The following is an 11,686-nucleotide window of genomic DNA, read 5'->3' as shown; positions in this document are numbered from 1 at the left end:
CGTGACGTAACGCACACGCAATGATGCACAGGGGAGAACCATGGCCGAGCCGGAAACTCCGCGCACCGATAGAAGTCCCTGGAACTGGCTGCTCGTGGTGCCGATCGTGGTGCCGCTGCTGACCTTCCTCTACAACCACGACGAGCCACGGCTCGCCGGATTCCCGATGTTCTACTGGCTGCAGTTCGCCTTCATCCTGCTCGGCGTCGCCACCACCACCGTCGTCTACCGGATGACGAAGAAGCGGGGCCGGTCATGAGGGATCACATCACCGAGATCGTCATCTTCACGGTCCTGTTCCTGGTGGTCAGCGGCATGGGGTTCGTGGCGGCCAAGTGGCGGCGGCCCACCGACATGGCCCACCTCGACGAGTGGGGGCTGGGCGGGCGCAGCTTCGGCGGCTGGATCACCTGGTTCCTGGTGGGTGGGGACCTCTATACGGCGTACACCTTCGTGGCAGTGCCCGCCCTGATCTTCGGGGCCGGGGCAGCCGGGTTCTTCGCGGTCCCGTACACGGTCATCATCTATCCGCTGTTCTTCCTGATCCTGATCCGGCTCTGGTCGGTGTCGCACCGGCACGGCTTCGTCACCCCGGCCGACTTCGTCCGCACCCGGTTCGACTCGCCGACCCTCGCGCTGGTGGTGGCGATCACCGGGATCGTGGCGACCATGCCGTACATCGCCCTGCAGCTCGTCGGCATCGAAGCGGTGCTCAAGACGATGGGCGTCACCGGCGAGGGAGTGATCGCCCGGCACCTGCCGATCATCGTCGCGTTCGCGATCCTGGCCGCCTACACCTACCAGTCCGGGCTGCGGGCGCCCGCGCTGATCGCGTTCGTCAAGGACACCCTGATCTACATCGTGATCATCGTGGCGGTGCTGTGGCTGCCGTACAAGCTCGGCGGCTGGGGCGCGATCTTCGACGCGGCCGACGCCAAGTTCCAGGCGTCACCGAATCCCAACGACGGGATCATCCTCAACGCCAACAACCAGGTCCAGTACTTCACCCTGGCGCTCGGGTCGGCGCTCGCGCTGTTCCTCTACCCGCACAGCATCACCGGGGTGCTGGCCAGCAAGAACCGGGACGTCATCAAGCGGAACATGAGCGCGCTCCCGGCGTACAGTCTCCTGCTCGGCCTGATCGCCCTGCTCGGCTACATGGCCATCGCCGCCGGGGTGAAACCGCTGCCCGGCGCCAACCCCGGCACCGTCGACAGCAACACCGTCGTGCCGGTCCTGTTCGACCAGCAGTTCCCCGCCTGGTTCACCGGCGTCGCGTTCGCCGCCATCGGCATCGGCGCCCTGGTCCCGGCCGCGATCATGTCGATCGCCGCGGCCAACCTCTTCACCCGCAACATCTACAAGGAGTACCTGCGCAAGGACGCCACCCACGCGCAGGAGGCCAACGTCGCCAAGATCACGTCGCTGGTGGTGAAGATCGGCGCGGTCGCCTGCATCGTCTTCCTCGACCCGCAGTTCTCCATCGACCTGCAGCTCATCGGCGGCGTGATCATCCTGCAGACGGCGCCGGCCGTGGTGATCGGCCTGTACACCCGGTGGCTGCACCGCGGCGCGCTGATCGCCGGCTGGGCGGCCGGCATGTCCCTCGGCTTCTGGATGCTGTGGCAGATCCCGAACGCCGCGACCGGCCGCGAACACTTCGGCGGCTCGGCGTTCCCGCTGTCCGAGTTCGGCTTCGACACCACGAGGACGATCTACGTCGGGTTCGTGGCGGTGCTGGTCAACGCGCTCGTCGCGGTCATCGTGACGCTGGCGCTGCGGGCCGCCAAGTCGCCGGAGGGCGCCGACGGCACCACACCGGACGACTACTTCGCCGACGAGGGCGACCCGCGCATCGACCGCGACCGGGCCACGACGGTCGACAACGTCTCCTCCACCTGAGGCAGGTTTCTCCGCTTGCGGCGGGCTTCGGCCCGCCGCACCCCCTCTGCTGGGTACGGGGAAAGCCCGCGCCGTCTCTTCCCCGCCCTTCTCGCCGCTTGCCGGGATTCGTCGCGCCGGACCGGACGGTCCCGGTCCGTGCGCTGTCGTCCCGGGTCGGACCGCTCGGTCCTCGACGCTGCGTTACGGCATACGCGAGGCTAATTTCCGTATTCGTCCGACTCGCTCGTCTGCTCCGGTACCGTCGGTTTCCGGCGCCGCCGTCACCGCTCCGTCCCCCGGCGCGCCAGCACGCCGCGGTTTCGTCTGCGGCGCGTCGGCACGTCGTGGGCTCTCCTTCGGCGCGCCAGCACGCCGCGGTTTCGTCTGCGGCGCGTCGGCACGTCGTGGGCTCTCCTTCGGCGCGCCAGCACGCCGTGACCGATCGCGGCGTGTCGTCACAGCCGGCCGCGACACCCGGAGGAGCTCGGCGTTGCAGACCCCGACCCTGACGCAGCAGTTCGCCACCGAGTACGCCAAGGGCGCGGTGCCCGGCATGCTCCGGGCCATCCGGATGATCAAACGGGCCAACAACCTGATCCTGATCGGCGCGCTGGCCGCCAGCTACCTGCACCAGGCCCACTACCTGGCCACCCTCGGCGCCGGCATGTTCGCCTGGATCGTCCCCGCCGTCTTCGACCTGGCGATGCTCTCCATGCTGACGATCACCCAGACCACCGGCATGGCCGCCGACGCCCGCCGCGCCGCCATGAAGATCCTCTCCATCGTGGTGATCATCTCCGCCGCGGTGAACTTCGCCGCCCCCGGCCCACTCGGCCTGCGCATCATCTTCGCCCTGGTGGTAGGCCTGGTCGCCGGCGTCGAATGGGTCGCCGCCAAGATCCGCCCCGACTTCGCCGCCATCGAGGCCCGCGAGGTCGAAGTGATCACCGAGGTCCGCCCCAACCGCAAACTCGACCCCGAGGTCGCCAAGGCCCGCGCCGCGAAGGCCGCCGCCACCCGCCGCGCCAAACAGGAAGCCGCCACCGAAGCCGCGAAGGCCGCCGAGGACGCCGCCCGCGCCCGTGCCGCCCGCGCCGCGGAACGCGCCCGCGCCCGCGCCGAGAAGGAGGCCGAGGCCCTGGGCCAGGCCGAGATCGACCGCTTCCTCACCGGCACCCGCAACGACTTCGAGAACGCCGGCGCCCACCGCGCCCCCGAGGCCCGCCTCAGCGCCTGACCCGCCGCAGGACACCGAGGACCACACCTACCAGCACTGATGGCCGCCGCCGGCGAGATCCCGTATCCCCCCGGGAGGCTCGCCGTCACCGAGCCGGTGATCGCCAAGGCGTGTCGTCACGAAACTCGTAGCGGCTGCCCTCGCTGAAGGTGCCCGGACAACGTCACGGTTCTGGCGCTGGAGGCGGTGGGGCCGGGGATAGGGTCGACCGGGTGAGTATGAGCCTCTGCCTCGTGAAAGTAACGACGGATCTCGCGCGGCGGATCGAGGACGACCCGGATCTTCTGGGGCAACTCTGGGACGGGGACGACGACGCTCCGGACGCCGAGATCGCGTCGATCGACCGGGAGCGGGACACCCTGTTCGAGGACTTCCTCGGCGTCTCGGGGCAGGTGGAGGCCGAGGCGGAGCGGTTCCCGTGGATGAAGAAGGCACTGGAAGGGGTCGGGGCGGAGATCGACTTCGACTTCGGGTACGGCAACGGGTTCGTCGTGACAGCCGTCGAGGCGGCGGAGATCGCGGACGGGCTGGCGAGCGAGGGCTGGTGGCAGCCGGGCCGGGAGATCACCCTGATCCCGGAGGCGATCGCCGCGTTCTACCGGGCCGCCGCCGACGAGGGCCGCACCGTGATCGGCGGCGTCGCCTGAGCGGCAGCCGCCGGATGGTGTCCCGATGGGATTCGAACCCACGTTGCCGAGTCCCCGAAGGCCGCTCGGTGTCCTAGGCCTCCAGACGACGAGACGCCAGGACGGTAGCGCACCGCAGCCGCGGGCGGCACTCCGTTTAGCGGGCGGCGGACGAGCCGGCCTGTACGCCGGATTCTGTGGCCGGTGTGAGTCACCGGTGGCGGCCATCCATCTAGGCCTGCCGTTGCCGGCAGGCTCGAGCAGCCTACCCGCAGGCTCGGGCGAGCAGCCCTCGAACGCCTGCGCCGGCCGGCGCCTTGCGGTGCCGGCCTTGCTTGGCCTTGCTCCGGGTGGGGTTTACCGAGCCACCCCGGTCACCCGGGGTGCTGGTGAGCTCTTACCTCACCGTTTCACCCTTACCCTCCCCGAGGGGAAGGCGGTCTGTTTTCTGTGGCACTTTCCCGCGGGTCGCCCCGGGTTGCCGTTAACAACCACCCTGCTCTGCGGAGTCCGGACGTTCCTCGGCGACGCCCCGGAAGGCGCCGACGCGGCCGCCCAGCCGACTCGTCCGTCGCCAGGCAATCCTACGTGCCGCCCGGAACGCTCACGCCGGGGCCGCCCACCCGGCCCCGGCTGGTTCTCAGGGCTGTCTCAACCCGGTTGAGACAGCCCTGAGAACCAGCCGGGGTTGACCGCAGGCGCTGAGGGGTGGGAGGACGTAGATTCACGGGATCATGGATTTCACGCACATCGTGTTGCTGGTGGTGGCCGGGGTGGCGGCCGGGGGCGTCAACGCCATCGCCGGCGGTGGGTCGCTGATCACGTTCCCGAGTCTGATCGCTACGGGACTGCCGTCGGTCGAGGCGAACGTCACGAATTCGGTGGCGGTCTTCCCGGGGTACGTGTCGAGTGTCTTCGGGAGCCGGGCGGATCTCGCCGGGCAGGGCCGGCGGGTCCGGGCGACGCTGCCGGCCGCGATGGTGGGCTCGGCGGCGGGGTGTGCGCTGCTGCTGCTCACGCCGGCCCGGGCGTTCGAGATCGTGGTGCCGTTCCTGGTGCTCGGGGCGGCGGGGACGCTGGCGTTCCAGGAACGGCTGCGCGGGCTGGTCGGGCATCCCCGGGCGATGTCGCCGCGGCGGGCGGCGGTGACGTTGCAGCTGGTGGTCTTCCTGGGGGCGGTGTACGGCGGGTACTTCGGGGCCGCGCTCGGGGTGATGTACGTGGCGGCGCTCGCGCTGATCCTCGACGAGCCGCTGAAGCGGATCAACGCGATGAAGAACGTTCTGTCTGCCACTGTCGGGCTGGTGACGTTGCTGGTCTTCGCGGCGTTCGCCCGGGTCGACTGGTCAGCGGTGGCGGTTCTCGCGCCGGCGACGGTGGTCGGGGGGTACGTGGGGGCGCGTCTCGCCCGGCGCCTGCCGCAGCGGGTGTTGAAGTACCTCATCGTCACGTTCGGTACGGCCATCGGGCTCGTTCTCTTCTATCGGGCCTTCCTGAGCTGACGTGTTGATTTCGGGCGCGCATAGCGCCCGAAATCGACACGCCACTCGTACGGGCGAATTCTCGAACGCTGAACGATCTCGGTCACGGTGGCCCGGAGGGGACCATTTCGCGGACGGTGGCCCCGGGGGGCCTGTTTTACTGGCTGGAACGACCGTGCGGATCCGGGCGGGGCAGCGCGCGAGGAGCGTACGAGAAAAGATCTAAGGGAGACCGGAAGCCGACCGCCGGACGCCGCCCACCAGGGTGAGAAGGGTCTCCAGGGCGTCCTCCTCGTCGAGGCCGTGCAGGGTGCGGCAGGGGATCGCGCGCAGGGCCCGCGGCGCCTCGCAGACGTCCAGGCGCAGGGCCATCAAACGGCCGGTCAGGGCGGGTGTGCGGATGAGCAGCGCCCAGTCCTCGGTGGTGGCGCGGTGTTCGGCGGAGAGCAGCAGGAGCACCGGGCCGGGGCCGCCGGAACCGTCGGCGAGACGGTGCGCGAAGGCGCGATCGGCGGGGTCGAGGCAGGTCTCGTGGCCGGCGGCGCGCAGGGACGTGGCGATCCACTGTGCCCAGGGTTCGTCGGCGGGGGAATGAGAGACGAGTACCGGCACGTTCCCAGCATGCCGGACGCGCGTCCACTGTGCCCGTAGGGGTTCGACGGTCATCTCTGGGGCGGTGTGAGAATGTCGTCCGTTGACGTGCAAGTTGCACAACTCATAGTGTCGGAGTCGTGACGCCGGGTGGACCCTTGTGGGGCGGGGGAAACAAGTCACGGGGGAATTGCGGACAAATATCTCGAATCGAGGAGCGCTCGATGACTGTCGCGATCGGGATCAACGGGCTCGGGCGGATCGGCCGCAGCTTGACCCGGATCGTGGCCTCCGTGCCAAATCCCGGTGTGGAGATCGCCGCGGTGAACGACATCGCGTCGACCGACAAGCTGGCCTATGGCCTGCGCCGGGACAGCATCCGGGGATCATTCCCGGGCACGGTGACCGCGCGGGGAGACTATCTGGTGGTGAACGACCACGCGATCCGGACGTTCCACCATGAGCGCCCGGAGCGGATCCCCTGGGCCGACCACGGGGTCGACGTGGTCATCGAGGCCACCGGGCGGTTCCGGGCCGGCACCACGGCCCGTAAGCACATCACGCACGGTGGAGCCCGCAAGGTGGTGATCAGCGCCTCCGCCGACGACCCGGACGCCTTCCTCGTCGTCGGCGCGAACCATCTGAGCTACGACCCGGTGTCCCACGACGTCGTCTCGCCCGCCTCGTGCGGGGTGAACGCGCTCACCGTGATGGCCAAGGTGCTGCTCGACCGGTTCGGGTTACGGTCGGTGAACACCTCGGTGATGCTGGCCGCCCAGGGCTGGCAGCGGGTGCAGGACTCCGCCGTGGACACCTCGCGCGACGACCCGCGGCTGGGCCGGGCCGTCGGCGACAGCATCATCCCGCACAACTATGTGGTCGGTGACCTGGTGCGGGTGGCGCTGCCGGAGATCGGCGAGATGCGGTACAGCTACTACTGCGTGCCGACGCCGGTCGGATCGCTGGCCGAGCTGTCCGGGCAGACCGACCGGCCGGTGACGGTCGAGGAGGTCAACCGGGCGATGGCGGAGGCGGCGTCCGGGCCGCTGCGCGGCATCCTGGCGTACGATCCCGACCCCACCGTCTCGATCGACGTGAAGAACAACTCCGCGTCCTGCCTGTTCGACCCCTCCGGCACCCAGGCCACCGCGGACGGCGGCGTCAAGGTGCGCGGCTGGTTCGACAACGAGTGGGGCTTCTCCAACCGGCTGCTCGACCTGGCGCGCCTGGTGGGGGAACGTTTACCCGTCCCGTCCAGCCGGGTCACCTGGAGCGTCGCCTAGGCTCGGACACATGATCGACATCGCGGACGTGCGGGCGGCGGCGAAGCGCATCGACGGTCGGGTCCGTCGTACGCCGGTGGTGCAGGCGGGGCCGGACCTGTGGTTCAAGCTCGAGTACCTGCAGCACGCGGGCTCGTTCAAGACGCGGGGCATGTTCAACCGGATCCTCAGCGCGGACGTGCCCGCCACCGGGGTGGTCGCGGCGTCCGGGGGGAACGCGGGGCTCGCGGCGGCGTACGCGGCCCGGGAACTCGGAGTGCCCGCCGAGGTGTTCGTGCCGGAGACGGCGCCGGCGGTCAAGGTGGCGAAACTCGGCAAGCTCGGGGCGCGGGTGGCGCAGGTCGGGTCGGAGTACGCGGAGGCGTACGCGGCCGCGCTCCAGCGGGCCGAGGAGTCAGGGGCGTTGTTCTGCCACGCCTATGACGATCCGGCGATGGTGGCGGGGAACGGGACGCTGGCGCTGGAGCTGGCCGAGTTCGACACGGTGCTGGTCGCGGTCGGCGGTGGCGGGTTGCTCGCCGGGCTCATTTCCGGAAATATCCGGACGATCGCGGTGGAGCCGGAGAACTCGCGGGCGCTGCATGCGGCGCTCGCAGCGGGGGAGCCGGTCGACGTGCCGGTCAGTGGGATCGCCGCCGACTCGCTGGGCGCGCGACGCATCGGAGACATCGCCTTCGAGCAGGCGATGGCGGCGCGGGTCGACTCGCTGCTCGTGACCGACCGGGCGATCGCCGACGCCCGGCGCAGACTGTGGGACGACTACCGGATCGTCGTCGAACACGGGACCGCGGCCGCGTACGCCGCACTGCTCTCCGGCACCTATCGGCCGGCGCCGGGGGAGAAGGTCGTCGTCCTGCTCTGCGGGGCCAACACCGATCCGTCGGATCTCGTCGTGGCCGCCTCATGAACCGGCGCGTACGGTCGATCCGTACTTGAAGCGTCAAGTGCTGAGGGAGAGAGCATGCCGGTTCGTACCCGCGTCACCGTTCCGCTCGAGTTCGCCGACGGGTTCCGCACCACCGCGGAGGTGATCACCTTCCACGGGCTGTCCGACGGCAAGGAGCACCTGGCGCTCGCCCTCGGTGACGTGACGGGCGCCGAGGTGCCGCTGGTGCGGTTGCACTCCGAGTGCATGACCGGCGACGTCTTCGGCTCGCAGCGCTGCGACTGCGGTCCGCAGCTGCGCGAGGCCGTCGAGGAGATCGCCTCGGCCGGCGGCTACCTGCTCTACCTGCGGCAGGAGGGCCGGGGCATCGGGCTGTACGCGAAGCTCGACGCCTACGCCCTTCAGGACCGGGGCATGGACACGTACGAGGCGAACCGGGCGCTCGGGCACGCCGACGACGAACGCGACTACACCGCCGCCGCGCAGATGCTGACCGCGCTCGGCGCCGGCGTCGTCGACCTGCTCACCAACAACCCGGACAAGTCCCGTCAGCTGCGGGACCTCGGCGTGCGCGTGCGCGCGGTCCGGCCCACCGGGGTGCACGCCTCCCCGGCCAACGTGCGCTACCTGCAGGCCAAGGTGACCCACACCCAGCACACCATCGATCTGGCCCCGGCGTCCTGAGTCTTTTTCCGGTTGCGCCTCAGTTTCCGGCCGGCCCGCCGAACGGGTAGGGGTGGGAATCGAGGGAGTGAACTCGCGCATCGCGGATATCCAGAGCCGGATCCTCGCGCTGCAGGGCCAGCAGGCCACGACCACCGGGCCGGCGGCGGCCAAACGGGCGGCGCCGGCGCAGGGGAGTTTCGCCAGTCAGCTCCGGAGCGCGATGGCGGCCGGCCAGCCGCAGGCGGCCGACCGGACCTACAAACTCAACGGCAAGGGCATTCCGGAGGATCTTGTCGCGTACGGGAACGGCAAGATCCCGGAGACCGCCCTGGCCCAGGTCGGGGACACCCGGCACAAGCTGTGGGCGCCGGCCGCCGAGTCGCTGAACCGGATGATCGAGGACGCGAAACGGGACGGGGTCAAGATCGGGATCACCGACTCGTACCGGCCGTACACCGAACAGGTCGACCTGGCCCGGCGCAAGGGTCTGTACTCCCAGGGCGGGCTGGCGGCCAAGCCCGGCACCAGCGAACACGGCTGGGGCATGGCCACCGACCTCGACCTGAACGGGAAGGCGCTCTCCTGGATGCGCAAGAACGGCGGGAATTACGGGTACGTGGAGAGCGTCGCCCGGGAGTCGTGGCACTGGTCGTACCGGCCCAAGTCCTAGACCCTGCAGAGGATCTCGCCGTGCGGGATGATCAGCCAGCCGTCCTCATCGTCGGCCCACCGGCGCCAGCCGGCCGAGATCCGCTCCAGGTCCTCCGACGTCGCCGCCCCGGTACGCAGGGCCGTTGCCGCCATCTCCGACTGGAGAACCCGCTCCTCCCACATGCCGCCCCACCACTCGCGATCCGCCGCGTCGGCGAAACACCACACGCTGGCGGTGGCCGTGACATCGGTGAACCCCGCCGCCCGAGCCCACGACAGCAGCCGCCGCCCGGCGTCCGGCTCGCCGCCGTTGCCACGGGCCACCCGCTGGTACAGGTCCAGCCACTCGTCCAGCTCCGGCACCTGCGGGAACCAGGTGAACGCCGCGTAGTCGCTGTCCCGTACCGCGACCACGCCTCCCGGCTTCGTGACCCGGCGCATCTCGCGCAGCGCCGCCACCGGATCCGCCACGTGCTGCAGCACCTGGTGGGCGTGCACGACATCGAACGTGGCGTCCGCGAACTCCAGCGCGTGCACGTCCCCGACCGCGAAGTCGACGCTGCTCAGCCCACGTCGCGCGATCTCGGCGCGGGCCAGGTCGAGCGCCGTGCCGGTCTGCTCCAGGGCGGTCACCCGGCCGGGCGCCACCAGCTCCGCCAGCTCGGCCGTGATGGTGCCGGGGCCGCATCCGACGTCCAGCAGTGAAAATCCGGAGGAAAGATGCGGCAGCAGGTAAGCCGCCGAATTCTCTGCGGTGCGCCACCGGTGCGAGCGCAAGACCGACTCGTGATGGCCGTGGGTGTAGGTCGTCATGGGACACACGCTAGGCCCGGCGTCCTCAAATGTGGGACATGCTTCCCACTATGTGGATAAGGCGATTTCTTTCTTCGCTGATCAGCACGTATTTTGGTGCTCATGAGGATCGGTATCGTCGGTGCGACGGGACAGGTTGGCGGCGTCATGCGCCGGATTCTGGCCGAGCGCGAGTTCCCTGTAAGCCAACTCCGGCTCTTCGCCTCCGCGCGCAGCGCCGGCCGCACCATCGCGTGGGGCGATGGTGAGGTGACCGTCGAGGACACCGCCACGGCCGACTACTCCGGCCTCGACATCGTGCTCTTCTCCGCAGGCAAGGGTGGCTCCCTGGAGTACGCGCCCCGTTTCGCCGAGGCCGGCGCGGTCATCGTCGACAACTCGTCGGCGTACCGGATGGACCCCGACGTCCCGCTCGTCGTCGCCGAGGTCAACCCGGACGCGGCCCGCGTGCGCCCCAAGGGCATCATCGCCAACCCGAACTGCACCACCATGGCCGCGATGCCGGTGCTGCGCCCGCTGCACGACGAGGCCGGCCTGGTCAGCTTCATCGCCACCACGTACCAGGCGGTCGGCGGCGCCGGCCTCGCCGGTGTGGCCGAGCTCGACGAGCAGATCAAGAAGGTCGCCGACCGGGCCACCGAGCTCACCCACGACGGCTCCGCTGTCGAGTTCCCCGAGTCCAAGGTCTTCCCGAAGCCGATCGCGTTCAACGTGATCCCGCAGGCCGGCTCGTTCGTCGACGACGGCAGCTTCGAGACCGACGAGGAGCAGAAGCTCCGCAACGAGAGCCGCAAGATCCTCGACCTGCCGTCGCTGCTGGTCTCCGGTACCTGCGTGCGGGTCCCGGTCTTCACCGGCCACTCCATCCAGGTCAACGCCCGGTTCGCCCGGCCCGTCAGCGTTTCGCGCGCCAAGGAGATCCTCGCCTCCGCGCCCGGGGTCGAGCTGTCCGACGTGCCGACCCCGCTGCAGGCCGCCGGTCGTGACCCGTCCTACGTGGGCCGCTTCCGGGTCGACCCCACCGCGGAGAACGGTCTGTCCTTCTTCATCTCCAACGACAACCTGCGCAAGGGTGCGGCCCTCAACGCCGTCCAGATCGCTGAGCTGGTCGCTGCCGAGCTGCGCTGACGCTCCTCGAGAGAAACGCCGCCCCGGGTCACGGTCCGATCGGGGCGGCGTTTCCTGCTTTCCGGGGTACGGGGGCCCCGGTCGCCCCGCCGCATCGGGACCGTCCCGTGGGTCCATCCCGAGGCAGGCGACGGTCCGGACCGAAACGCGCCTCACGGGCTCTCGCCGCCAGTTCGCGAGCCGTCGTCCAGGCCGGTATCGCCGCGCCCGTGACGTGTCTGGGCGACGGCCGGCGGTCGGCTGGATCGTGAGCCGTCGTGCAGGCCGGTTTTTGGGGCGGCCGTGGCCTGGCTGGGCGACGGCTGGCGGGTTGTGGGTGTGGGGGTCGGATCGGCGGCCGTCGTGCAGGCCGGTTTTGGGGCGGCTGTTGGGTGGCTGGGCGACGGCTGGTGAGGGGTAGCGGTGAGTGGCGCATTCGGCCCGGCGGCCGCGAGTCGGTA

General features: G+C 70.1%; 12 protein-coding genes and 1 other RNA gene. 10 read left to right on the top strand and 3 right to left on the bottom strand.

Going from position 1 to position 11,686, the window contains the following annotated elements:
• The first annotated feature begins 40 nt into the window (after positions 1-40).
• The 4 genes from ACZ3II_RS20980 to ACZ3II_RS20965 all read left to right on the top strand — a co-directional run bounded on the left by ACZ3II_RS20980 (position 41) and on the right by ACZ3II_RS20965 (position 3,768).
• Positions 41-259 carry a DUF3311 domain-containing protein gene (locus ACZ3II_RS20980; protein ID WP_465519339.1) on the top strand — a complete coding sequence of 73 codons (219 nt, stop codon included), beginning with the start codon at positions 41-43 and terminating at the stop codon, positions 257-259.
• On the top strand, positions 256-1,902 hold the full coding sequence (mctP, locus tag ACZ3II_RS20975; protein WP_465519338.1) for a monocarboxylate uptake permease MctP: 1,647 nt from the start codon (positions 256-258) through the stop codon (positions 1,900-1,902). Before ACZ3II_RS20980 ends, mctP begins: the two co-directional genes overlap by 4 nt.
• Before the next feature lie 472 nt (positions 1,903-2,374).
• A complete protein-coding gene (locus tag ACZ3II_RS20970) occupies positions 2,375-3,121 on the top strand; it encodes a hypothetical protein (RefSeq protein WP_465519337.1) in 747 nt (248 codons plus the stop codon).
• Between the two features lie 233 nt (positions 3,122-3,354).
• The gene (locus ACZ3II_RS20965; protein WP_465519336.1) at positions 3,355-3,768 is read left to right on the top strand and encodes a hypothetical protein; all 414 of its coding nucleotides are present in this window, start codon (positions 3,355-3,357) and stop codon (positions 3,766-3,768) included.
• Between the two features lie 147 nt (positions 3,769-3,915).
• On the opposite strand, the gene rnpB is transcribed toward ACZ3II_RS20965, so the two are convergent.
• Positions 3,916-4,314, bottom strand: an RNA gene (gene rnpB, locus ACZ3II_RS20960) — RNase P RNA component class A.
• Between the two features lie 167 nt (positions 4,315-4,481).
• Between rnpB and ACZ3II_RS20955 the strand changes: the two genes are divergently transcribed.
• Positions 4,482-5,249 carry a sulfite exporter TauE/SafE family protein gene (locus tag ACZ3II_RS20955; protein WP_465519335.1) on the top strand — a complete coding sequence of 256 codons (768 nt, stop codon included), beginning with the start codon at positions 4,482-4,484 and terminating at the stop codon, positions 5,247-5,249.
• Between the two features lie 201 nt (positions 5,250-5,450).
• On the opposite strand, the gene ACZ3II_RS20950 is transcribed toward ACZ3II_RS20955, so the two are convergent.
• Positions 5,451-5,840 (bottom strand): toll/interleukin-1 receptor domain-containing protein, encoded by a 390-nt coding sequence (locus ACZ3II_RS20950; RefSeq protein ID WP_465519334.1) that lies wholly within the window; start codon positions 5,838-5,840, stop codon positions 5,451-5,453.
• A 203-nt stretch (positions 5,841-6,043) separates the two neighbouring features.
• On the opposite strand from ACZ3II_RS20950, the gene ACZ3II_RS20945 reads away from it, so the two are divergent.
• The 4 genes from ACZ3II_RS20945 (at position 6,044) to ACZ3II_RS20930 (ending at position 9,324) form a co-directional block, all read left to right on the top strand.
• Positions 6,044-7,102, top strand: coding sequence for a type I glyceraldehyde-3-phosphate dehydrogenase (locus ACZ3II_RS20945; protein WP_465519333.1), 1,059 nt, complete (start codon positions 6,044-6,046; stop codon positions 7,100-7,102).
• Between the two features lie 10 nt (positions 7,103-7,112).
• Entirely contained in the window at positions 7,113-8,009 is an 897-nt protein-coding gene (locus tag ACZ3II_RS20940; protein WP_465519332.1) for a threonine/serine dehydratase, read from the top strand.
• Positions 8,010-8,063: 54 nt separating this feature from the next.
• A complete protein-coding gene (locus ACZ3II_RS20935) occupies positions 8,064-8,672 on the top strand; it encodes a GTP cyclohydrolase II (protein ID WP_465519331.1) in 609 nt (202 codons plus the stop codon).
• A 67-nt stretch (positions 8,673-8,739) separates the two neighbouring features.
• Positions 8,740-9,324, top strand: coding sequence for a M15 family metallopeptidase (locus ACZ3II_RS20930; RefSeq protein WP_465519330.1), 585 nt, complete (start codon positions 8,740-8,742; stop codon positions 9,322-9,324).
• On the opposite strand, the gene ACZ3II_RS20925 is transcribed toward ACZ3II_RS20930, so the two are convergent.
• Entirely contained in the window at positions 9,321-10,118 is a 798-nt protein-coding gene (locus tag ACZ3II_RS20925) for a class I SAM-dependent methyltransferase (RefSeq protein WP_465519329.1), read from the bottom strand. The two genes, ACZ3II_RS20930 and ACZ3II_RS20925, sit on opposite strands and share 4 nt — an antisense overlap.
• Before the next feature lie 102 nt (positions 10,119-10,220).
• On the opposite strand from ACZ3II_RS20925, the gene ACZ3II_RS20920 reads away from it, so the two are divergent.
• Entirely contained in the window at positions 10,221-11,246 is a 1,026-nt protein-coding gene (locus tag ACZ3II_RS20920) for an aspartate-semialdehyde dehydrogenase (RefSeq protein WP_465519328.1), read from the top strand.
• Positions 11,247-11,686: the final 440 nt, after the last annotated feature.

The organism is Actinoplanes sp. NPDC019969 (genome assembly GCF_055562375.1).
This window is presented reverse-complemented; position numbering and strand designations above follow the sequence as displayed.